This is a genomic window from Desulfovibrio legallii, assembly GCF_004309735.1.
Classification (GTDB): Bacteria; Desulfobacterota; Desulfovibrionia; order Desulfovibrionales; family Desulfovibrionaceae; genus Desulfovibrio; species Desulfovibrio legallii.
In genome coordinates this window covers 1-24,022 of record NZ_SIXC01000007.1, presented here as the reverse complement: position 1 = coordinate 24,022, position 24,022 = coordinate 1, and the positions used below count along the sequence as shown (strand labels likewise).

The window sequence follows — 24,022 nt, the reverse complement described above, 5'->3', positions numbered from 1 at the left end:
AAAGCTATTTTTTGCCGCGGGCCAGCCGCCAGGTATATTGCATGATCGTGATGAGGTCGCCCAGGCCGGATGCCTGGCCGGAAGCCGCCTCGGTTTCCAGCGGCAGCAACAATTGTGGGGGGGCAGGGGACGTTTTGTCCGCTGTGTCTGCAGATGGCATCGCGCCCCAGGGAGCCGCCACCGGGGTCTTCTGGCCGACGCCGGGAATCGGAGGCCGCACCCTGCCGGCCCCCGGTGAGGCGTCAGCGGCCGTACGGGGCGGCGTTTCCTGCGTTTTCTCCGCAGTTGCGGCGGCCCTCCGTTCTGCGGCGGCCGCGCGGGCCGCGCGCCACTGGCGTTCGGCCTGTTCTTCACGACGATGGGCCTCAGCCTGGCGGCGCAATTCTTCCAGACTGGCGCGGATGTCGTCCGCCAAGGGCCCGGCCTCCGGCCCCAAGGCGCGCTGCAGCCCTGCTTCCAGCCCCTGCAGCATGGCCTGCGGTTCCGTAGCGGACAGACAGACGTCCGCCACCCTGGCGCTCAGGTGCGCGCGGGGCGTAACGGGCGCGGCCTGCACCAGCACTTCGGCGGCCTGGTCATACGCGCCCTGACGCATGAGCTGGACGGCCTCGGCGAGGAAGGGATTTTTGGCCGACGGGTCCGAGCGCAGCAGCCGCGCATAGACCTCCCGCGCCCGGTGCCACTGGCGGGCGCGTACAAAAGTGGCCGCGGCCTGCCCCAGATATTCCCGATAGCGGAGCATATCCTCCTTGCCCTTCCAGGCCACGGCCATGCCCAACTGCGCCTTGCCCTCCAGCAGCGCGCCGTGCAGGGCGCGTTGAAAGGCGGCAATGGCATGATTCCACTGCCGTTTTTCCAGACAGCTCATGCCTACCCTGAAGTAGTCTTCGGGGCGACGCACGGGCTTGAGCAGCAGCGCATAGGTTTCCAGGGCTCGATCAAAGGCGCGGGTGTCGGTCAGTTTTTTGGCCCGTTCTAGTTCTTCTTGGCCGGTGCGGGCCGCGGTCAGCGCGGTCAGGTGCTGTTTGAGCAGGCGTACGGAATAGGGGCGGGCCAGCAGGGCGCTGGCCCCGCAGCCAAGGGTTCTGAGTTGTTCCGCCTCGCTGTCGCTGGGCAAAATGAGCAGCACGGGCAGGTCCAGGAGCAGGGGGTGCAGGCGGAGCATGGCGCAGAACTGTTCGCCGTCCATATCGGCCAGACGCTGGCTGCAGACGACGGCCTGTGGGAAAAAATCCGGCAGGGGAGGCACGAGCCGGGCCAGAAGACGGGCGGCCTCTACGCCGGAGGTGCGGCATTCCACCCGGTCCGCTCCGGCCTCGCGCAGGGCGCGTCTGTCCAGAGCAGCCTTGGGCTCGCTTTCCGCCAGAAGCAGAATATGGAGTGGTGGAGAATTGGTCATGCCATAGGTGTTCCTGTCTGGAGCATAGCCGTCAGGGCCGTGCGGCGCAAGGATGAAACTGTCCCGCCGACCTGGCGCGCAGGGCGGAAAAACGTCTTTGACAAAGGCAGGACCGGGCGTTTCAGCGCCCGAAGGGCAGAATGCGGGCGTGCCGCAACGCCCCGGAATTGGCGGGCGTCTCCTGACAGCCGGGGCGGGGGTACAGGGCGTGACAGTAAGGGCAGCACAGGGCCGTGCCCGTGGGGTACAAGCGGATGAGCCCGCCGCCGTTTTCCTGGCACTGAGGGCAGAAGGGCCCCAGTGAAACCCCTTGACTGCGCAGCCAGTAGAGGCCCTGGCGTTGATACAGGTCGCGTTGTATCTGCACGGTGTCTTCCAGGGTCTGCAGGCGGGTGCGCAGCAGGTCCAGTTCGTCGTCCTGGGCCAGGCAGCGGGACTGCAGTTCCAGCAGCAGCCGCCGCGCTCCCGTAGTGTGGCCGGCAGCGAGGAGAGCATCGATTTTTTTGAACAGACCGTAGTCACACATGGGGCACCTATGGGGCTTGGCAGTCGGGACGCGGCGCTGGCTGCCGCGCGGCCTGACAGTGTTATCGGTCAGGTCGCGCAAAGCCTTTAGGGCAGTGATTGTCTGTAATCTTTATAGGTTGCAAAAATATTCAACGTGCCGGCAATTGTCTAGAATAATTGTAGAAATGTCACGAAATTATGGACAACAACGGAAGGCGGAGGGGGAAGGGGGCAACGCCGGGCCTTGTGGGGTGGAAAAAGCCCGGAACCGCCCTTATGGCGGCTCCGGGCGGACGGAGAGAGGTTAGCCAAGTTTTGTGGCGTCGATGACGTTGTAGTCGAGGCCCAGTTGCTTGGCGGGCAGCCCCAAGGCCAGACCCACCAGTTGCGAAAGGTGCAGCACGGGGAGGCGGGCTTTGGAGTTGTGCTGCTCCTGCGCGTTGTCCTGATAGATATCCAGCTGCATCTGACAGAGCGGGCAAGGAGTGACTATGCAGGAGGCTTCGCCGGTGGCGGCGCTGTTGACGATTTCGCTGGTCATGAGCATGACGGATTTTTCTGCCGGGTACACGGCGTGGAAGCCGCAGCAGTCCAGCCTTTTGGCAAAAGGCACGGTGCGTGCGCCCAACGCCGCCACAATGGTTTCAAAGCTCGTGGGATTTACCGAGCTTTCAAAGCCCAGGGCAGATTCGGGCCGCAGGCTGTGGCAGCCGTAGAAGGCGGCCACTTTGAGTCCGGTGAGGGGCCTGGTCACTTTGGCCTTGAGGGCGTCGGCGTTCCGCGCCAGCTCCCAGAGCAGGCTGGTTACCTCGCTGGTGCCCTTGTAGGTCATGTTGCCTTTGGCCAGAAAGGTATTGATGCGTTCTTTCTGCCCATCGTCCAGCTCTTGTTTGGCGCGGCGCAGCATGAGCAGACAGGTGCTGCACGAGGTCAGCACGGGCAGGCCCATCTGTTCGGCCAGGGCCAGATTGCGGGCATTGGCCACGAGCGTTGCCAGGTGATCCACGTCCTGAGCCTGGGAAGCGCCACAGCAGCTCCAGCCGGGGATTTCCCTGAGCTTCAGACCCAAAGCCGGGGCTACGGCTTCAAGGGCCATTCTGGATTCCTTGGCGGCCTGAGTCAGCACGCAGCCGGGGAAAAAGGCGAATTCGGTCTGCATACGACTACTCCTTTGCGGCGGTGTGGGCCGCCTCAATCATCTTCACCAGGGCGTCATGCCCTTCAATGGTTTCGCTGCCGAAAGCCTCTAGCGGGTTCATCTTGCCCTGCCGCAGCAGGGTGATGGCCATGCCCGCGCGGGCAATGGTGCTGACGCCTTCGGTGCGCAGGGCCAGCCGCACCTCATTCAGGCGGCCGGAATCCTCCACCAGGTCGGTATAGAAGGACTGGGCGTGGGCCGGGCCTACGCCGTCGGTCATGCCTTTGGCCATGACCATGGCTCGCAGGCCGGCAATGTCGTCGGCGGGGCTGATGCCCTTGGGGCAGCGGTTGGCGCATTCCTGGCAGTGTACGCAGTTCCACAGGCCGCCCGCCACGGCTGGTTTGCCGTGCAGCAGCGGGTCTTTGCTGCGCGAGTCATTGGCCACGCGCCAGGCGTGGGTGAAGACAAAGGGCTCCATATAGTCGCTGCGGTCAGCGGTAAGTTTATTGCATTCCGAAGCGCAGCAGCCGCAAATAATGCAGTCCCACTGTTTTTTGATGCGGTCGAATTCGGCCTGGGTCTGACGGCAGCCCTCCTTTGCGGAAAACTGGTCCTTGGCGGCCATGCCGGGGTGGATTTTGCGCAGATTGTCCACAGCGGGCTCCCAGTCCACCACCAGATCGGAAATCACCCGGAAGTTGGCCAGCGGCGCAATGTGCAGACTGTCTGTGCCATAAGTTTTGAAAAGGTCGTCCATCTTGGTGTCGCAGGCCAGCACTGCGTGCCCGTTGACCCGCACGCCGCACGCGCCGCAGATGGCGCAACGACAGGAGGCCGTGAAGTTCAGCGTGGGGTCCTGGGTTTGCTTGATGAACAACAGGGTATTGAGCAGGGTTTTGCCCGCCACGTCGGCGGCTGCAAGGGTGTAGGTCTGCTCGTAGCCTTTTTTGCCGTCAAAGCGGTTGATAATAAGCGTAGCCATCAGTATTTCCGCTCCTCAGGCTTGAAGTTGGCGATCTCCACAGCCTTCCAGCCCATGTGCAGCCTGCCGCCTTCATCCATGGTGACCATGCTGTGTTTAAGGAAATTGGCGTCGTCGCGTTTGGGGAAGTCCTCTCGGGTGTGCGCCCCGCGGGATTCCCTGCGTGCTGTGGCGGCCAGACAGGCGGCTCTGGCCAGTTGCAGCATATTGCCCAGTTCCACGTATTCAGTGAACACGGAATTGTACACGGGGTTGGCATTGGGGATGCGCAGGGCGTCGTAACGCGACTGCAGGTCGTCCAGCGTGCCGGCCAGGGCGGCGAGTTTGGCCTGCGTGCGGAAAATGCCCATATTGTCCCAGAGCTGCGCGCCCATTTCTTCCCGAATGGCATACATCTGTCTGGCGTCGCCGCCTTTGGTCACGCCCACAAAGCGGCTTTTCCACTGCCCGGCCAGATCAACCAGGCGCTTGCCCGCGCTGTATTCCGTTGTTCCGGCGTAGGCAGCCGCGCCGTCGCCGGCGATTTTGCCGGTAACCACGGCATCGGCCAGCGAATTGCCGCCCAGACGGTTGGCCCCGTGTATGGACACACAAGAGGCTTCGCCAGCCGTGAACAGGCCGGGCAGGGTGGTGGACATATCATCGAATTTGTCCACATCAATACCGCCCATGGAATAGTGGGCCGTGGGGCGGATGATCATGGGTTTTTCCACCAGGTCGATATTTTCAAACAGTTTGCCCACATGGCGGATCTGCGGCAGGTCGTTGACGATCTTTTTCTTGCCCAGGTGCACAAGGTCGAGCAGCACATAGGCTTCGAGCCCGTGGCCGAAGCCCCGGCCTTCGCGGATTTCGGTTTCAATGGCGCGGGCCACAATGTCGCGTGGGCCCAACTCCATTTTGGCGGGCGCGTAGTTTTTCATAAAGCGCTCGCCCTTGTTGTTGAGCAGATACCCCCCCTCGCCGCGTGCGGCCTCGGTAATGAGCACACCGCCGTGTACCACGCCAGTGGGGTGAAACTGGATCATCTCCGGGTCTTTGAAGGGCACGCCTGCGCGCAGGGCCGCGGCCACGCCGTCGCCGGTGGAGATGTAGGGGGTGGAGGTGCGGTTCCAGAAAATGCGGGTGTAGCCGCCCGTGGCCAGCACCACGGCTTTGGCGCGCACGGGCGAGATTTCACCAGTGCGGATATTGCGCAGCACAGCCCCTTCGCAGCGGCCGTCGGCCGTTGCAATATCCAGCAGCTCATGGTCCATGAGGAACTTGACGCCGTGGGTCAGGGCTTCGTCCAGACAGACGTGCGCCACAATGTGCCCGGTCTTGTCGGCCGAGTAGTTGCAGCGCACCTTGGAAGCGCCGCCGAAGGGCCGCGCTTTGACCCGGCCGTCCTCCGTGCGGGAGAAGGGCATGCCCAGGTAATCCAGCTCCAGAATGGCGGGCCCGGCCTGCTGGCAGAACTTGAGGGTGGATGTCTGGTCCACCAGGTAGTCGCCGCCCTTTACGGTATCATAGCAGTGCAGTTCGTACGAGTCGCCTTTGCTGAAATCAGTGACGCCGTTGATGCCGCCCTCGGCCATACAGGTGGCGTTGCGCGAGGGCATGCATTTGGTGACCACCACCACGTTGAGTTTGGGATTTTTTTTCATGGCGGCCACGGCCGCGCGCAGCCCCGCGCCGCCCGATCCAATGATCAGCACGTCACAGGTGGCCATTGGTCCCGAACCAGAGGCCGCTGCCAGGGCTTTTTCGAGGCCGCTCATGTTCACCGTCAGCGCGCTGATGGTGATGCAGGCCGATTGCAGAAATTTTCTGCGGGTAATCTGTTGTGTCATAAGGGATTCCTTAATTGGATAGATGCCGCGTCGACCGTATGGGGTGCTAAACGCCGAGGACCGGCATGGAAGAGGTGTCGTGCGCCATAACTTTTAGGGTGTGCTCAACCTGCGCGCGACGAAGAACAAGTAAAAAATACGCAACTTTTTTTCAAGAGTAAAGGTCAATGATGCGTAAGTAAAATACAGCACTCTTGCATTGTTATGCAAAATGACGTGGAAGGGCAAAAGCGGACTGTCTGGCGGAAAGCGTGGTGGGGTATGACGGGAAGGACAAAGACCCGGCGCGACGCCCTGGCAAAAAACTACATTTTGCGGCGAGAGGCGGGCTCCAGCGAACGCAGCATTTCACTGAAGCGCTCTGCATCCGCTTCTTCTTCCGGCGGCAGACTGCCTTCACGCAGCAGGCGTCCGCCCAGGTGGTCGGCATCCTTTCGCGCGCCCGCCTGGCGCAGCATGTCTGTGGCGGCGTCGGGCACGGGGGCTTCCACGTGCGGGCTTTGCCGCCGGTCTTCCCAAGAGGCGGCGCGGCGCAGCACGTCTTCAGCCACCATGATGGGCGCCTGGGCCCGCACGGCCAAGGCGATGGCGTCAGAGGGGCGGCAGTCCACGCGCACCCGGCCTTCCCGGCTTTCCAGCAGGAGCATGGCGTAGAACACGCCCTCGCGCAGATCGCTGATCTCTGCCCGCAGCAGTTTGGCCTTAAGCGCGCGCAGGGTCAGAAGCATGAGGTCGTGGGTCAGGGGGCGGGGCAGGTTTTCGTTGTTGAGCGCCAGAGAAACGGCCATAGCCTCCACCGCGCCCACCCAGACGGGCAGCACGGTTTCGCCGTCCAGTTCGCGCAGCACCACGATGGGCGATTTGCTTTCCGGGTCGAGGGTCAGGCCAAACACGTGCATTTCTACCATAGGGCCCCCTGCACCTGGGCCATCAGGCTGTGTTTTTTTGCTTCTGTAATGCGCACCCGTGCCATTTTGCCGCTGTAGTCCTGGCCGGCAGACAGGGGCACGTGCACGAGCGCGCCGTAAGGGTCGCGGCCCTGCCAACTGGGAGCCGCCGCGTCCCCTTCACGGGGGCTCGGCCCTTCAAGCAGCAGCGTTGTGCTCGCGCCTACGCGGGCCTGCAGCCAGTGCGCGCCCAGGTCATCCTGCAAGGCTTGCAGACGCAGCAGGCGTTCTCTGGCCACGGCTGAGGGAATTTTTCCCGGCAGCAGGGCGGCGCGCGCTCCGGGGCGGTCCGAGTAGCAAAAGGAAAAACTGGACATGAAGCCGCAGGCCCGCACCATCTCCAGCGTAGCGGCAAAGTCCGTCCCGCTTTCGCCGGGAAAGCCCACGATCAGATCCGTGGAAAGGGCCAGATCCGGACGGGCCGCACGCAGGCGGGCCACCATGTCCAGGTAGGCGGCACTGTCGTAACGTCGGTGCATGCGCCTGAGCACCACATCTGATCCGGACTGCAGGGGCAGGTGCAGCCGTGGACAGAGCTGGGGCAGGGCGGCAAAGGCTTCCACGTCTTCTGGCCCCATATCTTTAGGATGGGGCGTGACGTAGCGCAGCCGTTCCAGGCCGGGAAGCTCCGCCACCAGGGCGAGCAGGCGGGCAAAGCTGGTGCCATCGCCGTGTTTGTCCCGGCCAAAGGCATTGACATTCTGCCCCAGCAGGGTGATCTCACGCGCGCCGTTTTCCAGGGCGGCGCGGCAGTCGTCCAGGATGGCGCCGCTGGCCCGGGATTTCTGACGGCCACGGGTGTAGGGCACGATGCAGTAGGTGCAGAAGTTGTCGCAGCCCTGCATGATGTTCACATAGGCTACAGGATTGGCCGGGCCGGGCGCGCCGGCTTCGCGCTCCACATAGCTGTCCGTGAAATCCAGTAGAGAAAGGCGCAGGTCCGGTTCTTCCAACAGGCGTTCCACTGCCGCCGGGGCCGCGCCTATGCCGTCGCTGCCGGCCACCAGGCGCACCTGCGGTTCTTTTTCAAAAAACGCCGTGCCCAGCTGTTGCGCCACACAGCCGGCCACCCCCACCAGCACGCGCGCATCGCCTCCCGTGACCTGCCGGATACGCCCTAGGGCGCTCATGACCTTTTGCTCAGGCTTTTCACGCACAGAGCAGGTGTTGACCACCACCACCTGGGCGTCCTCCAGGGGCGCTTCGGCAAAGCCGCGCGCCCGCAAGGCCCCCCCCAGCCATTGAGAATCGTGCACGTTCATCTGACAGCCGAACGTGATGATATGAAAGGTTCTTTCCTGCATGGGGCGGCGGCTTACTGTTCAATATCCAGGTCGGCGTCGTACATACCGGGCGCGCCTTCTTCTTCCAGGGCGGCCACGCGGTCTTCCAACCATTCCAGCACGGCGCGGGCCGTGTGGTAGTTGAGCAGCACCCGGCTGTGCACAAAGCGGGTTACCTCGCGGGAATCCTCTTCGCCGGGGATGATTTCGTGCCCGATGGAGCCGTCCGGGGCCACGAGCTGTTCCGAGTACGGGGGCAGCGTGTCGCTTTCATTATAAAAATTCATTTCAATTTCACCCTGGGGGTTGATGCCCCCCCAGACGCCGTGGGCGGTCTGGAGCCGGGCCGCGGCGTCCACCGCATAGGTGTAGCGGATTTTGGCGGGGTGGCCGTTGGCATTGTTCATGGGCGCTCCTTTTGATAGGGTCATGGCGATGCTGCCTGTGAAGGCATATGATAAAAAAGTGCCCCTGCCAAGTAAAGGCGCGCGGGCCCATGGCCTTGACGGACTTTTGTCCCTGGTTACAATACAGGACGAGCCCGCCCTTTTGGCGGGCGGCGTCACCGCCTTACCACAAGGAGCGCACGTTGAGCGAGGCACAGATCAAGGAACATCCCCTGCGGCCCTATTTTGACATGGAAGGCTTCATGACCATGAGCCACGAAACCCGCCTGGGTGGCGCAGTGCTGCAGCGCCTGGTGGATTTGTGGGGCCAATGGCTGCCCAAGCTCAAGGTTTGCGAAATCAGCACGGGCAAGATCGCCTATCTGGCCGTATGGCTGCCTGAAGAGGTGGAGGAACTGGTGGACGCGGCCTGGGAAAAGTCCGCCTCTGACGGCTTTATGGTCAACAACCTCGCCCAGTTCATGTGCATGGCCGCCGTACAGGAGCTGCTGCCGGAAGTGGAAAACGCGGGCTGTGCGCCCTCGCCCAGGCCCACAGAGGCCTTGCGCGCAGCCTTGGCCGGTCTGGGCCTGGAATACCGGGAAGGGGCCGCGACTCTTGCCCGGCGCTACGCGGTGGTGACCCACTATCCTTTTAGGGGCGGCTGTGAGATCTGCCACCTGCAGGACCAGTGCCCCAAGGGGCAGGGCCAGGCTGAAAGCGCCAGCGTCCTCTTGCCGGGCTATGAGCCGGGGGCAGGGCAGTAGCCGGCGGTCAGCGGCCTTCCATGACCAAGGTGCGGGTTTTGCCCTGGGGGTTGCGCACCACCAGCTCCACTGTGCGGGGATTGCGGCTGACAGCCTCCACCAGACAGGTTTCGGTCGTATCGCTATCGTAAGAACGCACGTCCACTGTTTCCCCCCGTGAGGGGACACGGTCGGGTGTGACTTCCACCAGGTCGGCGGAATCGGCATCAAAGCCATCCCAGGCCAGGGCGGGCAGCGGCAGGAGTATCCAGCCGGTGAGGGCCGCCCCCAAGAGCAGGTGTTTCATGTCCGCAGGTGTAAATCCATTTTCGTCTCTTGGCAACATGGGGGCGGCGGACGGGCCGTTGCGCGATCAGTATGGGCGAGAGGTGCACTATCTGCGCCTTTCCGTGACGGACCGCTGCAACCTGCGCTGCGTTTACTGCCGCAGTGAGGCCCGGCAGACCTTCATTCCCCACCCGAAGGTGCTGCGCTATGAGGAAATGGTTCGTCTGGTGGGTGTGCTGGCAGGCCTGGGCGTGCACAAGGTGCGCCTCACCGGGGGCGAACCCTTTGCCCGCAAGGATTGCGACACTCTGCTGGCCCTGCTGCACCAGCGGTATCCGCAGCTGGACCTGCGCCTGACTACCAACGGCACGCTGCTGGAGCCGCACATTCCCCTGCTGCGGCGGGTAGGCGTGCGCGCCGTGAATCTTTCTCTGGACAGTTTTGACCGCGAAACCTTTGCCCGCGTCACCGGGCGGGATCTGTTACCCGCCGTGCTGGCTTCGCTGGACGCCCTGCTGCGGGCGGAAATACGGGTCAAGATCAACGTGGTGGCCATGCGCGGCGTCAACGACGGCCAGATGGACGATTTTGCCCATGCCGTGCGGCACCTGCCCGTGGACCTGCGTTTTATCGAGTTCATGCCCATGGGCAACGGCACCCTTTGGGGCCCGGAAACCTTCTGGCCCGCCGACCAGATCCGTGAAGAGGCCCAGCGTCGCCTGCGCCTGACGCCCGAAAAAGGCCAGGAGGCCGAGGCCGGTCCGGCGCGCATGTATCGGGTGGAAGGCGGCAAGGGGCGCATGGGCTTCATCACGGCCATGACCTGTCAGTTCTGCGGATCCTGTAACCGTTTGCGGCTCACCAGTGATGGTCATGTGCGCACCTGCCTGTTTGACGACAAGGAATACCGCCTGCGCGGACTGTTGCGCCATCCTCGCTGCAACGATGCGGACCTGGTGCGCGTGCTGCGCCTGGCCTGTGCGCAAAAGCCGCTGGGCGCGGAGATCCTGGCTGCCCGGCGGGCCGGGTGCGCCGTGGCCGGCAAACAGATGGTGGGTATAGGAGGGTGAAGCCGTGATTGCCTATGTGGAAGGACGTCTGGCGCAGGTCTGGGGCAATACCGCCCTGGTGGTCACCCAGGGCGGCGTGGGCTATGCCGTGGGCCTGCCGGCCCATACCCTGGCTTCCCTGCCGGGGCGTGGAGAGGCCGTGGCCTTTTACACCAGCCTGGCCGTGCGGGAAGACGCGCTGGAGCTGTTCGGCTTTGCCAGTTTTGAGGAGCGGCAGACCTTTGAAGTGCTGGTGTCCATTTCCAAGGTGGGCGCGCGCACGGCGCTGGGCATTCTGTCCATTTTCCGGCCCRACGATTTGCGGCGTCTGGTGCTGGAAGACGACGTGCTGGCCCTGACCCGCGTTTCGGGCATCGGCAAAAAAACGGCCGAGCACATTTTTCTGGAACTGAAATATAAGCTCAAGGTGGACGACGCGCCTCAGGCGGCGGCGCTCGTCGGCAGTGGGGTCCGGCCCGGTTCTGTTTTTCGGGATGTGCTCGACGGCTTGGGCAATCTGGGCTACAGCGAGGATGCGTGCGCGCCCATGGTGAAAAAAATCTTGCTGGAAGAGCCGGACCTTGATGTAACCGGCGCCTTGCGGGCCGCGCTCAAGACGCTGGCCAAGGGGAAGGTTTGATGGCGGAAGACTACGACGAGCGGCCGCCGCTCGGGGAAGGGCTCGCTGGCGTAGACGAAAGCGTGCGCCCGCGCAGCCTGGAAGAATTTATCGGACAGGACGAGCTGCGGGCCAATTTGCGCGTCTATCTGGACGCCGCGCGCGGGCGGGGCAAGGCTCTGGACCATACTCTGTTCTACGGCAATCCCGGTCTGGGCAAGACGACCCTGGCCCAGATCATGGCCGCAGAACTGGGCGTGAACTTGGTCTGCACCTCCGGCCCAGTGCTGGAGCGCAGCGGCGACCTGGCCGCCATCCTCACCAATCTGGGGCGACACGACATCCTCTTTGTGGACGAAATCCACCGCATGCCCATTGCTGTGGAAGAAGTGCTTTATCCGGCCATGGAGGACTTCAAGCTGGATCTGGTCATTGGTCAGGGACCAGCGGCCCGCACGGTCAAAATCGATCTGGAGCCTTTTACCCTGGTGGGGGCCACCACCAGAGTGGGGCTTATTTCCTCCCCCTTGCGTGACCGCTTCGGCATTGTGGCGCGGCTGCAGTACTACAGCCCCGACGACCTGGCCCGCGTGGTGGGGCGTACGGCCCGTATTCTGGGTGTGGAGATGACCGGCGAGGGCGCGAGAGAGATCGGCCGCCGCGCGCGGGGCACGCCGCGTATTGCCAACCGGCTGCTGCGCCGGGTGCGCGACTTTGCCCTGGTGCACGGTGACGGCCGGGTGACCAAGGAGGCAGCCGCCTCGGCCCTGACCCGCATGGACGTAGACCAGGAAGGTCTGGACCAGATGGACCGGCGGTTGCTGGAGGTGCTGATTAAACACTACGACGGCGGTCCGGTGGGCATCAAAACTCTGGCTGTGGCCTGCTCCGAGGAAGTGCGCACCCTTGAGGACATTTACGAGCCCTACCTCATCCAGTGCGGCTTTCTCAAGCGCACGCCGCGCGGCCGCGTGGCCACGGCCCGCGCCTACCGCCACCTGAATATTCTGCTTTCCTGAAACAACGTCGTCTTTTGTCTTCCGGCAGAAGAGCCTCAAATATTTTCAAAACGGCTGCGGAGGCCACCGGCGGCCGTTCTGTTTTTGCGTCCTGTACAAGATTTTTCAGACTTGCCGGGTCGCTAGAGTATTTAACACTTGAAATGCTCGCTTACGGCAGGCAAAAGCCTGCCTTCTCGCATTTTGTGGCAAGGATTTTCAAGAAAATCCTTGCAGAGCAGTTAGCACATTTCATTCGCTGACTGCTCTACCTTAGAAAAAGAGGCATAGCGGTCCGGAGAAAGCGCTTTTGTCCCTGTCTTTGGTGTAGCCCCTGAAAGCGCGACCACAGCATGACATGGTATACAAATTTGAGACAAAAAAAGGGCCTGCTCTTGAGCAAGCCCTTGATTTAACTTGGTACCGGGAGCGAGACTTGAACTCGCAAGGTGTTGCCACCGGCGGATTTTGAGTCCGCTGCGTCTACCAATTCCACCATCCCGGCACGGAGGCGTACGCTTGTGTACAGCGCCTTGCCGCAGCAAGCGTATAGCGCAGCGTCGGCAAGGCGTCAAGAAAAAGCGTGTGCCCAAAGTGTGCCTGGCTCGTCTCAGGGCATTTCAATTTTGAAATGCCCTGGCGGTTGCGCAAGCGCAGCTTCAGCCGTTGCAACGCAGGAACTTGGCCGTCGCGACGAAGGAAGTTACGAGCAAAGACAGCAGCGCTCTGTAGTTGCGCGGTTAAGCGTCGTAACGAGCGCGCCTTGAACGTTGAGAATACGCATCCTCAAAGGTAATCTGTCCTAACAAACAGGGCGTGGCGGCCCGCAAAAGCGTTTGTCTTTTTTGGCGCAGGCCCCCTCCGTTTGTTTTCTTAAAGACAATGCGGGAACGACAATCCGAGATCAAGGCTTGCCCTGTGGCAGCTGTACCCGGAACAGGCCGCTGATGACGGCCAGGTCGTCCAATATGGGTGCGGGCAGGTGGCGGAAGGGCTGCATGACCGTGCCGGGGTAGCCTTCGGTAATGACGTGCAGGGCGCGCTGGTGGCTCACGCTCAGACGGCGCAGGTCCGGCGGGGCCGGGCGCAGGGTTTTGCCGAAGTCCGACACCGCACCGTTGGCCGCGTGGCACACGGCGCAGACGTCGATCCAGACCGTAAGCGCCTGGGGCGTGATGTCGTGCGGCGGCTGGGGCGTGTCTGCCAGCATGCTGTAACGTTTGTCCAACGTATCCAGCACGCCTTCCAGTTTTTTACGGTCGTACAGTCGGAAGTAGGGCATACCGGAACCGGGCACGCCATCGCGGATGAGCGCATAGGCGTAGCCTCTGTCCGCACGGATGGCGGCCAGGTCTGCGGCAGGAATGCGCAGGTGGCGCGCTTCCGGGCCCTGGCCGCGTCCGTCGAGTCCGTGACAGGGCGCGCAGGCCCCGTCATAGATGGTGTCGCCATTGTCATAGACCGTGCGCAGCTTGAGCGCAAAATTTTCCAGGGCCTTTTGGCTGAAGGGGGCCAGTGCAGCCGCGCGGGCCTCTCGGGCGGCCACGGCCGTGTCGTGCATGGGGGCCAGGGCAGCATCCTGCAAAAGCTGCCGGCCTGTGAGCATGGCCGCAAAAACCACAGGCAGCAAGGCCAACAACGCCGGCGGCGCCGTACGTCGTCCCGTGCGCCGCAGCACCAGCAGCACGCCCAGAGTCGCCAGCACGCCCACAGCCAGACTGGTCAGCACCGGCCCGTTCCAGCTCGTCCGCACAGTGAGCAGCAGCCCCAGGCCCAGAACCAGCTGGGCCAGCACGCTCCACCACAGCCAGCGGCGCAGCATGAGGGCTTTGCGGGGCTGGTCCTTGGTGGAAAAAAAGAGGTGGAAAGCCGCGCCCAGCACCAGCGCCGCGCCCAGCACATGCAGGTAGCGCAAGAGCCAGTGGAGGGCCGGCGGCGCTTGTGGGCCAAAGCCCGCAGCAGCAAAGACGGGCCAGAGCTGGGGACGCTCCATAAGGGCCAGCGCGCCGGTGAATACGGCGGGCACGGTCATGAGCGCGCCTACCCCCAGCATGCCGCAGACAAAGGCCAGCAAGGCATTGCCAGTGAGCTTGTGCCCAAAGGCGTCGATAAGCAGAAAGGCCAGAATCAGCAGAGGGATGATGGCCAGCCAGCTGTACGAAAACAGCCCCGTTGTGGTAAAAAAGGCATAAGAATAGCGAACCTGCATCACCAGCAAAGGGGCCACGCCCAGCACCACGGCCAGGCTTTTGAGGCCCAGGTGGCTGTGCACCAGATGGCTGTTCCAGGGTTGCTGTGCCGTGTTGTTGTGGAGCAGGGCGTGCAGAAACAGGGCCAGGCCCAGCATGGCCGTACCCAGCATAAGCAGCACGAACAGCAGATGCAGGCCGAAGCTGATGAACAGCAGGGCGTCCAGCACGTTTTCAGAAACGGGCAAAGCCAGAAAGAGGTCGTTCCACTGCGGCATGGCTACTTCTCCCCCACGGTGTGGCGGGCTTTGTCGTGGGCCGCGGCCAGGCCGTAGATATACTGCGCCAGAAGCAGGCGCTCCTCTTCCGAACCGGTAAAGGGCGTCATGTAGGGGGCCAGGCGCTGGGTTATGCCTACCATGGCCACCACCCCATCCAGACTGCGCCCGGTCAGGCGTTGGTCAATGCCGTTGATACCGCTTTCCGCATGACAGACGCCGCAGTTGGCGGCAAACAGGGCCCGACCGGCGGTTTCACCGGGGGAGAGGCCGGCATCCGTATTCAGCCAGCGGGTGCGCGGCAGGAGGGGGGCATTGCCGGCCAGCAGGGCTTCATTTTCCGTCAGGGGAATCTGGTTGGCGTACATGTAGCCGGGCACCAAGTAGGGCCCGCGCACAAATTCGCGTACCCGTTCAAATTCCATAAACAGCGTCACGCAGCAGAGCAGGGCGGGGATGCAGAGCGCGCGGCTGAGCAGTGGGCGGCGGCCCAGGCCCGCCAGAGCCGCCAGCACAATGCAGAGCGCTGCTGCCGTATTGAGCAGCGGCAGAAAGTCCGGCAGTTGTGAAAGGTAGGATGTGGCCACCGCAAACTTCCAGTGGGTCAGATACGTATCCGGAATGCGGGCAAAGTAGATCCAGGCGCTTACGGCCGTGACCAACGCCGCGCCCAGCGCCGCGCCCCCGGTGCAGCGCAGCGCTTTTGCGCGTTGCACCGCCGTGCCGTCAAACCGCCAGGCTGTCCAGCCCAGGAGCAGCAGCGCCCCCAGGCAGAGGCCGGCGCCCAGGCGCAGAAAGACCTGGGGAATAAAGGTGGGGTTGAAGTAGGCATCGGTAAAGGAGCGTCCCCAGGGCCAGCCGTCCGGCGTGAGCATAAAACCCAGAATGCCGGAAATGAGCACGGCGGAAATGACCGCCATGCCCACATAGCTCCAGCCCACGGCGGCCAGCAGTCCGGGACGGGTTTCTTGCAGCTTGTCCCAAAGGTAGTAGTAAATGAGCAGAAGACAGACTTCGGAGGTAAAGGCCATCCACTCAATGAACCAGGGCCAGAAAAAGAGGTGGATGAGCGCGCCTATGCCTTCCGGAGCCAGAGCCCCGGTGATGAACCAGATGCCCACGCCCGTCACCGCGCCTACAGAAGTGGTAATGACCACGGCTGTGCCCAGCAGGCGACGGGTGATGCGCGCCCAAAAGGCTCCCTTGCCGCGCCAGGTCAGCGTCTGGAACAGGACGAGCATGGTCATGAAGCCTATGGCCATCCCGTGACTGATGAGCACATGCAGCACGGCGTCCAGGGCTATGGTCATGCCATCGCCCAGGCCGGGAATATGCAGGATGGGAAAGACCATGGCCTATTTTCCTTTCGGCAGGGGGATGACCCGCTCGATGACTTCAGGGTGACTGGCGACGAACTTGGGCCGAGGACGGCTATTGACAAAGGCGGCCACGTCCAGAGCCTCTTCCTGCTTGAGCGAGGGCGCGCTCTTGGGCATGAATTTCCAGATGAACACGGCAAAGGTGCGCACCCGGTGCATGCCGGCGCCGTCGTTATAGGAACCGTCGCCCCAGAGGGCCGGGGCAATATCCGTGCCCTGCCCGTCGCTGCCGTGGCAGCGGGCGCAGACTTCGGCGTACACGCGCTCACCTGCGGCCGCATCGGGCTGATGGGCGTTTTCGAGGCTGTGGGGCAGGGCCCAGGGCAGCTTGGCGTACACGGGAATATCTTTGGAAATCCACTGTAGATAAACCAGCAGGGACTGCATGATCTGGCTGTCCAGAGCCGGGGCCTTGCCGTTCATGCTGCGCTCAAAGCAGTCCTGCACGCGCAGGGCCAGGTCTGTGGTATACTTCTGCCGGCTGCGGTACTGGGGATAGGTGGCCCCAGACCCCACCAGCGGAATGCTCTCAAGGCTGCGGCCGCCGTCAAAGTGGCAGCTGGAACAGGAAAGGCCGTTGCCCACGTACTGCCCGGCGTACTTCTGGGTTTCGGTCATGATTTTGTAGCCCAGCAGAACCTGGGGCCGGATTTTTTCCGGCGCGTCCTCCGGCCGGGGAGGATTGAACAGGGCCTGCTGCGCCGTCGGCGCTGCGGATGCTGCGGCAGCCGGCGCGGGAGACGTCGGAGCCCGGCGTACAGCCACACTGGTGCGGAAGAAGGAAAGCATCCAGCCCCCCAGCAGCAGCAAAAAAGTGACCAGAACCAGAGTCAGAAGCAGATTGCGGTTTTTCATAGAAGCTCCGGTAGAATGAGCAGGACCGGCCTGCCTGGAAAACACGGCAAGCGACCGCCGCAGTAGCGGAGGGCGTGGCTTTGCATACTCTTTTTAGAGTACGCAAAGCGCTCCGGATGTCAATAAGAGTGCGGAGCTGTGAAGAAAAGTAAAGGAAAAACGCCGGGTTGTTAGTGTAGTAATATGCAGGATTACGCTTCTGCGGACGGGGGAGCGGCTTTGTCCAGCGTGGCAAATGCGCCGTGCACGGCACGGAGCAGGTCTGACGGGGCAAGGCGCAGTTGGACGCCGCGCAGACCGGCGCTGACAAATATAGCCTCTTGCCGGGCGGCGCTGGCGTCCACAAAAACAGGCCAGGCTTTTTTGCCGCCCAGGGGCGAACAGCCGCCGCGCACATAGCCGGTAAGTGGGCGCACTTCCTTAAGAGGCACCATGTCCACATGCTTGTTGCTGGAAGCCGCTGCCAGGGCTTTGAGGTCCAGCTCGGCGTTGGCCGGGATGCAGGCCATGAGCACGCCGGTTTTGTCCCCACGCGCCACAAGCGTTTTGAAAACGCATTGGGGCGGCACGCCCAGATTGTGGGCCATGGTAACAGCGGAAAGATCCTCTTCGTCCACCGGCGCGCTGTGCAGAGAGTAGGCAATAGCCAATTTTTCCAGCAGGCGGGCGGCGTTAGTTTTGGGAATTTTGGGATGCGATGACATGGTTATGGACAGCTGGTTGCAGCCAGCGGCTGAGTTTTTTGCGCAGCACGGCCAGATTAAACGGCTTGGCGATGTGGTCGTCCATACCGGCGGCGATCATTTCGTCCACGTTTTCGGGCAACGTTACGGCGGTCATGGCGATAATGGGCAGGTGCTTGCCTAGGGCATGGCGGCTGAGGTATCGGCGTATTTCTCTGGTGGCGTGCAGGCCGTCCATGACGGGCATATAGACGTCCATGAGCACCAGATCATACGGGGTGGTGCGCACCATGCGCACGGCTTCGCTGCCGTTTTCAGCCAAATCGCAGTGCAGACCGGCCCGCTGCAGCAAAGCCCGCGCCACTTCCTGATTGATTTCATTGTCTTCTACCAGCAGGATGCGGCTGTTGGGGGGGAGGTCCGGCAGTGGCTGGGCATCCTCTTCCTCGGACGGGCAGTAGGTATTGCGGGCCAGGCTGCAGGGAATGCGCAGGTGAAAGATAGAACCTTTGCCCAACTCGCTTTCGCACCAAAGGCTGCCTTCCATAAGTTCCGCCATGCGCTTGCAGATGGTCAGGCCCAGGCCCGTGCCGCCGAAACGGCGGCTGATGTTGGAACTGGCCTGGGTGTAGGGCTCAAACAGGTGCTGTTGGTATTCCTGGCTGATGCCCATGCCCGTGTCTTGCACATAAAAGTGCAGAAATTCGTCGCTGGCGTCGCTTTCGCGGCAGATGCGCAACTGTACGCCGCCGCTGGCCGTAAATTTAACCGCATTACTCAGCAGGTTGAGCAGCACCTGTTTGAGCCGCAGCCCGTCGCCCCAGAGTTTGTGCGGTACGTCTGCCTCCACCTGACAGTCAAAGGACAGGCCTTTTTGTTCCAGGGGAAAGCGGATGGAGGTATGGGCGAATTCCAGCACTTCGTCAAGGCTGTAGTTGGCGCTGTCCAGCTCCATTTTGTTTGCTTCAATTTTGGAAAGGTCCAGAATGTCGTTGATGATGTTCAGCAGACTGGTGGCGGAAGTCCGGATTTTTTGCAGATAGTCGCGTTGTTCTGGGTTGGGTTTGGACTGCAGAGCCAGCAGGGTAAGGCCGATAATGCCGTTCATGGGCGTGCGGATTTCATGGCTCATGTGGGCGAGAAATTCGCTCTTGGCCTGCGAAGCCAGCACGGCCTTTTCTCGCTCGCGCTGATTGTGTAAAAGGTCTGTGACGTCTGTGGCGATGGAAAGCCGGACCAGCCTGTTGTTGTCCCAGCGGATGGCCTTGTCCATCACGGAAAAGGAGCGGCGGCTTTTTTCGTCGGTATAGGTCCAGTGGTAGGGCTGGCCCGCCTGTCGGGCAATGATGTCATTGGTGCAGAAGGGGCAGGGGCTTTCACGCCCCATAATGCGGCGGTAACAAAGGGTGCTGCGGGCAGAAAGCTCCCTGGCGCTTTCCTGCTGCTTTCTGTTCATGAACAGGACTTCGTGCGTTTCCATGTCTACAATGCTTATGGGCTCACTAAAGGCATTGAGGATGTCGCGCAGCTGCTGGTGCTTGCGTTTTATTTTGTTGTAAAGACGAAAATGGATCAAGGAAATGGCCAGAATATTGCCCATAAGGTGGCAAATGCTGGATTCTTCCAGCGTCCACGGCGTTTGGGAAATGCGCCGGGAAAGGCATATACCCCCGTAGAGATCCCCTTCATGCAGAATAGGAAGACAGTAGACTGAAAGCACCTGCCGGAATGTGAAAAGTTTTTTAAGGGGGCCTTCGGGCAGGTCGTTGGCATTTTCCACAACCAGGCTTTTGCGCTTGTCGAAAGCCTCCAGCACCGGCGCAAGGTCATCCAGCGCCGGATCCGGCAAGGGGGGATTCTGCACGGGGTTCTGCCAGGTTGCGGGCACATGCCAATGCCCGTCCTGTCGTTCCGTCAGAGTGACCTGACCACAGTGCAGGGCTTCACCAATCGCTGCCAACGCGCTACGCAGAAAGTCATCCTTGTTGTCGTGCAACAGGGCGGCACTGGTGATTTCCAGAGCCAACACCAGAGGGTTGGCACAGGCAAATTCCGTAAACTGCGGACTGTCCGGCATGAGGCAACTCGAACTTGTTGGTATCATTTAGTATAGTGTGTGAGCTATAACTCCTCTTGCAGAAAATTGTCAAGAACACCCCGAAAAAAATACAAAAATCTGAAATGTCGTCATTGCTTGCGGTAAAGCGTCACCTGCGGTCATTGCCACAATGCAGCAATTTCCCGCGCGCGTGCGGCTTCGTCCGCGCGCGTTGCAACCGCTATATCCTGAAGCAGTTTTTGGGCAGTGGTGCGCAGGGCTTCCCTGTCGCCCGTATTGTCCACCACCAGATCGCAAGCCGCCAGCTTGCGCGGCTCCGGCCACTGCCAGGACTCCAGCGCGGCCAGCTTGTCGTCAGCCCAGCCGCGCGTCGCACGGATGCGCCGATCGCGCAATTCTTTGGGGCAGTGTACGCCTACCACCAAAGGTGCGGGAGAAAAGACGTCCTGCCAGCCGCTTTCAAAATACAGCGGCACTTCGGCCACGGCCAGGGCATGGCCCGCAGCCTCGGCGGCATTCCAAAATTCCTCCACAGCCGCGCGCACCAAGCCGTGCACCAGCTGTTCCACCTCTCGACGCAAACCGGGATTGTCGCGCATGGCCGCCAGCAGGGCGGCCTTGTCCACCCCGCCTTGGGCTGTGAGAATGCCTGCGTCCGGGGCCATACGCTCCAGCCACGGGCCGGCGGCCCCGTCTGGAGCGTACAGTCGGGCCACAAGAGCGTCGGCGCTGATGGCAGGCACGCCTGTGGCGGCAATATTCTCCGTGAGGGCGGATTTGCCGCTGCCGGGGCTGCCCGTGATTACCATACGCCGCATCCGGCGTGTGGCCGCCAGGGCAGTCTCCAACAGATCTTCCGGCGGCGGGCAGGAGAAGCGTAAAAGCGCGCCGTCCACAGGGTGGGGCAGCTCCAACCGCCAGGCGTGCAGCATCTGGCGTGGGGCCAGGGCCCGCACGTCCTTGGGGGCATAGAGCCGGTCGCCCAGCAGGGGGTGTCCCACATGGGCCAGATGAACGCGGATTTGATGGGTGCGGCCCGTAAATATCCGGACGGCCAGCAAAGAGCAGCGCCCGTCCGGCGCGCTCCAAAGCCGCCTCCAGGCAGTGTGGGCGGGTTTGCCGCCGCGCGCTTCAGGCAGCACCGCGCGTTTGACTTTTGCCGTGGGGTGACGGCCGAGCGGTTTGCGGCATTCGCCCGCGTCCGCAGGGCGGCCCCACACCAGAGCTAGGTATTCCTTGTGCACTACACGGCCGGCAAAGGCGGCGCTCAGGGCCAGGCGGTCGGCCTCAGTCAGGGCCACCGCCAGAAGGCCGCTGGTGTCCTTGTCCAGACGGTGAACAATGCCGGGCCGCAGCCCTTCCAGCTTGGCCAGTTGCGGAAAACGCGCCAGCAAGCGCTGCACCAGGGTATGTTCCGGACAGGACGGGCAGGGGTGCACAGTGAGCCCGGCGGGTTTGTTGCACACGGCCAGGTGTTCGTCGTGCCAGAGAATTTCCAGATGCCCCTCTTCAGCCCGCAGGGACGAGCTTGCTTCCGGCGTCTGAAGTTCCACCACCTGCCCCTCGCGCAGGCGGCAGTCCGGCTGGTTTTGCGTAAGGCCGTCAACCCGGCAGTACCCGGCTTTGATGGCCTTTTGCAGGGCCGCACGAGAAATTCCGGTCAGTTCCTGCCCCAGTACCCGGTCCAGGCGTTGCCCCGCAGCTGCGGCCGGGACGCACATGTGCAACGTGTTCACCGCAGGGTATCCGCAGGAGTGGACAGGGTGCGCAGCCTGTCCGCAAAGGTCACGGTGCGGTAGAGATTCGGCAGTTCCGCACCGGGCGTAATGGACGTGATCACCACCCGGCCCAGCACCAGCCGGGCGTCATCGTCGCCGTCCTGCACCACCCGTACGCCCCAGACGTCGTGGAGAATGGCCGGCCGCCCACGGTAGTTGCCCACATAGAGGGTAATGTGTCCGCGCATGCCCACCAGACTCAAAAAGGGGACGCCGTAACGCAGTATGGCGGCTTCTTTTTCCGCGGTGCTCATGCCTTCCAGGGGCAGGACAGACCCGGTGCGGGCCTGGGCCACGGAATTGCGCGGCAGCCAGATGCCAAAAGGGGCCAACAGGTCGCGGGTCATGGCAGAGCAGTCGCGCAGGCCGAACATGCCGCCCCAGCCGTAGTGTTGCCCCATCATTCGATTGCCCAGCCGGGCGATGTTGCCGGGCGTGGGCGGCAAGGGCCAAGGGGCGGCGTCCGCGGCCGCAAGGGTAACGGCCTCAGTCCGTGCCATGCCGTCGGGTCCGCGTTGGGGCAGCAGCACGCGCATATCGTCTTGCCCATTCTGATTATCGCTGCGCAGAGGCAGCAGCGCGCCGATGCCCGCCGTAGCCGTCGTCCCCCCCGCTGTAACCAGGCGCACCGGATCGCGCACCAAGGCGGCAAACGGGCCGTCGCGGTAGGTGTGCGCAAATGCGGCGTCCACGGCGGCCACATCGTCGGCAGCTACCCAACCAGCGGCGATGGGGCACTCCACAAAATGCCAGCGTCCGTCCCTGGTGGTATGGACAATGAGCAGCGGCGTACCCACGGGCAGGAGAGAATACTGAAAATAATCAAAAGGATTGGCGCGCGGGTCGGGCGTGGGCTCGGCAAAGCGGGTCTGGCTGGTGGGCATTTCACGCAGGTCGGTAGCACGCACGGTGATGGCCCATGTGCTGCGGGACGGAAAAGCGCCCATGGCCGCGTTGCGGCTTATGGCGTCCCACTCTTCCTGCGTCCAGCGTACGTCGTTGTATTTAAATCCACGCGCGCGGTGGAAAATGGCGGCGGCGTCGCGCCGGCTTACCGAGGTTTTGGTCATTTCCCATGGGCCAAAATAGATGCGCATGAAGCGGGCTACCTGGGCGCTTTGCTCCGCCGCGGAGAACAGTTCCTTGTCCTTTCCGGCGCGGGCGGCGTAGCCATTCAGATCCTGCGGAAAACGGCGCAAGTCCTCCACCGTGCCCATCCAGGAGGGCAAACCGGCTTCGTGCGGCTGGTGGGCCTGACGTCCGCCGCAGGCCTGCAGCAGCAACAGACACAAAAGCCCAAGCAACAGCCCGGACAGCCGGGCCAAACCTGGGGCAGAACCGCAATAGATGCCCGCAAAGCTCCTCCCAAAATGACGCATGTGCTCCCTCCTTATCTGGCGGAGAAAACATAGCATCAGGGGCGCTGACAGGGCAATGCCCGTATTTTTGCTTTTTGCGACACATATTGCTTGACAAACGCCACTTCTGCCCGTAAACACATACCTCGCTGTCACCATCGTCTATCCGGTTAGGACGGCGGCCTCTCAAGCCGCTAAGACGGGTTCAAATCCCGTTGGTGACGCCACTCTTCACAAAAGCGCAGAAATTCGCCCGGTTGGGTGAGCCTCTGCGCTTTTGTCTTTTTCCCAGAAAGCTCTCATGCGTACCCGGGTTCCTGCCCGCGCGCATGGGGGCTTTTGCATTTTTGCGTTGTCGATCCGCAGGACGTCTCTTCTTTACCCAAAAGGGACCACCTCTGCCTTGTGCTGCGGGTGACCAGCTATCAGGGCAACAAGGTTATGGAAGAGTCGGAACATTAACACGAGCGGAATGAGGATGCACACGAGACAGGATTTCATCGCGCTTGCCGGAATAGGCCACCATGTCCAGCTCATAAGAGACCTGGCAGTTGAGCCAGAACTCCGCGCTGTTGCCAAAGTAAGCGGCCAGACGCACCGCCGTGTCGGCGGAGATGCCGCGCTTTTCGGCGATAATGCCCTGGATGCGGCTCTGGGGCATGCCGGTGTCCAGCGCAAGGCGGGTCTGGCTTATGCCCATGGGCTTCAAAAATTCTTCATTCAAAATTTCGCCCGGATGCACGGGCAGCATGCGGTCAGTCATGGCGTTCTCCTAGTGATAGTCGACGATTTCAACGGAGTAGGCGTTCCCGTCTTTCCAGACGAAGCATATCCGCCATTGGCTGTTGATGCGGATGCTGTGCTGTCCGGCCCGGTTTCCTTTGAGAATTTCCAACCTGTTTCCGGGAGGAACACGCAAGTCGTTCAGCGAAACGGCGTTGTGCAGGACTTTGAGCTTACGCATGGCAACGCGCTGGATGTCCGGCGGCAGGCCAGCGACATGAATCCCCTGGAACAAATCCTCCGCCCGGCCGTCTTTATAGCTCATTGTCATGACAACAACATAACACTAAAAAGATGTTACTTCAAGCGTATAATTCGGACAGGGGCGGTCCGGTAATCCTCCCATTTTTAGGAGCACTTACAAGTAGAGCCTAAGACACCTGTGCGAGCTTCATGGCGGGAGTTATGCCGCCAATGCCCATGTTGGGGCGCTCGTTATTATAACTCCAGAGCCATTTGGTGGAAAAATCCTGTATTTCTTTC

The 24,022-nt window shown here is 62.2% G+C and carries 22 protein-coding genes and 2 tRNA genes; 5 read left to right on the top strand and 19 right to left on the bottom strand.

Annotated elements, in window-relative coordinates:
* Positions 1–4: 4 nt before the first annotated feature.
* From EB812_RS06845 to EB812_RS06810, 8 genes are all read right to left on the bottom strand, one after another.
* Positions 5–1,399 (bottom strand): histidine kinase, encoded by a 1,395-nt coding sequence (locus EB812_RS06845; protein WP_118228839.1) that lies wholly within the window; start codon positions 1,397–1,399, stop codon positions 5–7.
* 121 nt (positions 1,400–1,520) lie between these two features.
* A complete protein-coding gene (locus tag EB812_RS06840) occupies positions 1,521–1,925 on the bottom strand; it encodes a hypothetical protein (protein ID WP_118228840.1) in 405 nt (134 codons plus the stop codon).
* Positions 1,926–2,210: 285 nt separating this feature from the next.
* Entirely contained in the window at positions 2,211–3,065 is an 855-nt protein-coding gene (gene sdhE, locus EB812_RS06835) for an 8-methylmenaquinol:fumarate reductase membrane anchor subunit (protein ID WP_118228841.1), read from the bottom strand.
* A 4-nt stretch (positions 3,066–3,069) separates the two neighbouring features.
* Entirely contained in the window at positions 3,070–4,029 is a 960-nt protein-coding gene (locus tag EB812_RS06830) for a succinate dehydrogenase/fumarate reductase iron-sulfur subunit (protein ID WP_118228842.1), read from the bottom strand.
* A complete protein-coding gene (gene sdhA / locus EB812_RS06825; protein WP_118228843.1) occupies positions 4,029–5,861 on the bottom strand; it encodes an 8-methylmenaquinol:fumarate reductase flavoprotein subunit in 1,833 nt (610 codons plus the stop codon). Before sdhA ends, EB812_RS06830 begins: the two co-directional genes overlap by 1 nt.
* A 305-nt stretch (positions 5,862–6,166) precedes the next feature.
* A complete protein-coding gene (locus EB812_RS06820; RefSeq protein ID WP_118228844.1) occupies positions 6,167–6,769 on the bottom strand; it encodes a bifunctional nuclease family protein in 603 nt (200 codons plus the stop codon).
* Positions 6,763–8,112 carry a tRNA (N6-isopentenyl adenosine(37)-C2)-methylthiotransferase MiaB gene (miaB, locus tag EB812_RS06815; RefSeq protein ID WP_118228845.1) on the bottom strand — a complete coding sequence of 450 codons (1,350 nt, stop codon included), beginning with the start codon at positions 8,110–8,112 and terminating at the stop codon, positions 6,763–6,765. The genes EB812_RS06820 and miaB overlap by 7 nt, the downstream gene beginning before the upstream one ends.
* Positions 8,113–8,123: 11 nt before the next feature.
* Entirely contained in the window at positions 8,124–8,498 is a 375-nt protein-coding gene (locus tag EB812_RS06810; RefSeq protein WP_118228846.1) for a hypothetical protein, read from the bottom strand.
* Between the two features lie 182 nt (positions 8,499–8,680).
* On the opposite strand from EB812_RS06810, the gene EB812_RS06805 reads away from it, so the two are divergent.
* Positions 8,681–9,244: a hypothetical protein gene (locus EB812_RS06805; RefSeq protein ID WP_118228847.1), complete on the top strand. Its 564-nt coding sequence runs from the start codon at positions 8,681–8,683 to the stop codon at positions 9,242–9,244.
* Positions 9,245–9,251: 7 nt separating this feature from the next.
* On the opposite strand, the gene EB812_RS06800 is transcribed toward EB812_RS06805, so the two are convergent.
* Positions 9,252–9,530 (bottom strand): DUF5334 family protein, encoded by a 279-nt coding sequence (locus EB812_RS06800; protein ID WP_118228848.1) that lies wholly within the window; start codon positions 9,528–9,530, stop codon positions 9,252–9,254.
* Between EB812_RS06800 and moaA the strand changes: the two genes are divergently transcribed.
* From moaA to ruvB, 3 genes are read left to right on the top strand one after another with little or no spacing between them, the layout of a single operon-like run.
* Positions 9,529–10,581 carry a GTP 3',8-cyclase MoaA gene (moaA, locus tag EB812_RS06795; protein WP_118228849.1) on the top strand — a complete coding sequence of 351 codons (1,053 nt, stop codon included), beginning with the start codon at positions 9,529–9,531 and terminating at the stop codon, positions 10,579–10,581. The genes EB812_RS06800 and moaA overlap by 2 nt on opposite strands.
* 4 nt (positions 10,582–10,585) lie before the next feature.
* Positions 10,586–11,200 carry a Holliday junction branch migration protein RuvA gene (gene ruvA, locus EB812_RS06790; RefSeq protein ID WP_130957960.1) on the top strand — a complete coding sequence of 205 codons (615 nt, stop codon included), beginning with the start codon at positions 10,586–10,588 and terminating at the stop codon, positions 11,198–11,200.
* Complete coding sequence (gene ruvB, locus EB812_RS06785) at positions 11,200–12,198, top strand: Holliday junction branch migration DNA helicase RuvB (RefSeq protein ID WP_118228851.1); 999 nt, start codon at positions 11,200–11,202, stop codon at positions 12,196–12,198. The genes ruvA and ruvB overlap by 1 nt, the downstream gene beginning before the upstream one ends.
* A gap of 397 nt (positions 12,199–12,595) precedes the next feature.
* On the opposite strand, the gene EB812_RS06780 is transcribed toward ruvB, so the two are convergent.
* The 8 genes from EB812_RS06780 to EB812_RS06745 all read right to left on the bottom strand — a co-directional run bounded on the left by EB812_RS06780 (position 12,596) and on the right by EB812_RS06745 (position 22,777).
* A tRNA-Leu gene (locus tag EB812_RS06780) sits at positions 12,596–12,682 on the bottom strand.
* A 399-nt stretch (positions 12,683–13,081) separates the two neighbouring features.
* Entirely contained in the window at positions 13,082–14,644 is a 1,563-nt protein-coding gene (locus EB812_RS06775) for a c-type cytochrome (RefSeq protein ID WP_118228852.1), read from the bottom strand.
* Between the two features lie 2 nt (positions 14,645–14,646).
* Positions 14,647–15,996 carry a c-type cytochrome gene (locus EB812_RS06770; RefSeq protein WP_118228853.1) on the bottom strand — a complete coding sequence of 450 codons (1,350 nt, stop codon included), beginning with the start codon at positions 15,994–15,996 and terminating at the stop codon, positions 14,647–14,649.
* A 3-nt stretch (positions 15,997–15,999) separates the two neighbouring features.
* Positions 16,000–16,878: a c-type cytochrome gene (locus EB812_RS06765; RefSeq protein ID WP_118228854.1), complete on the bottom strand. Its 879-nt coding sequence runs from the start codon at positions 16,876–16,878 to the stop codon at positions 16,000–16,002.
* A 191-nt stretch (positions 16,879–17,069) separates the two neighbouring features.
* Entirely contained in the window at positions 17,070–17,582 is a 513-nt protein-coding gene (ybaK, locus tag EB812_RS06760; RefSeq protein ID WP_118228855.1) for a Cys-tRNA(Pro) deacylase, read from the bottom strand.
* Positions 17,551–19,638 (bottom strand): ATP-binding protein, encoded by a 2,088-nt coding sequence (locus EB812_RS06755; RefSeq protein WP_118228856.1) that lies wholly within the window; start codon positions 19,636–19,638, stop codon positions 17,551–17,553. Before EB812_RS06755 ends, ybaK begins: the two co-directional genes overlap by 32 nt.
* Before the next feature lie 140 nt (positions 19,639–19,778).
* Entirely contained in the window at positions 19,779–21,356 is a 1,578-nt protein-coding gene (locus EB812_RS06750; protein WP_130957959.1) for a dephospho-CoA kinase, read from the bottom strand.
* Positions 21,353–22,777 (bottom strand): NlpC/P60 family N-terminal domain-containing protein, encoded by a 1,425-nt coding sequence (locus tag EB812_RS06745; RefSeq protein WP_130957958.1) that lies wholly within the window; start codon positions 22,775–22,777, stop codon positions 21,353–21,355. The genes EB812_RS06750 and EB812_RS06745 overlap by 4 nt, the downstream gene beginning before the upstream one ends.
* 130 nt (positions 22,778–22,907) lie before the next feature.
* Here EB812_RS06745 and EB812_RS06740 point away from each other — a divergent pair.
* Positions 22,908–22,983 (top strand) — tRNA-Glu (locus EB812_RS06740).
* A gap of 212 nt (positions 22,984–23,195) precedes the next feature.
* Here the strand turns inward: EB812_RS06740 and EB812_RS06735 are convergent.
* Entirely contained in the window at positions 23,196–23,519 is a 324-nt protein-coding gene (locus EB812_RS06735; protein WP_118228859.1) for a HigA family addiction module antitoxin, read from the bottom strand.
* Positions 23,520–23,528: 9 nt separating this feature from the next.
* A complete protein-coding gene (locus EB812_RS06730; protein ID WP_130957957.1) occupies positions 23,529–23,810 on the bottom strand; it encodes a type II toxin-antitoxin system RelE/ParE family toxin in 282 nt (93 codons plus the stop codon).
* Positions 23,811–24,022: the final 212 nt, after the last annotated feature.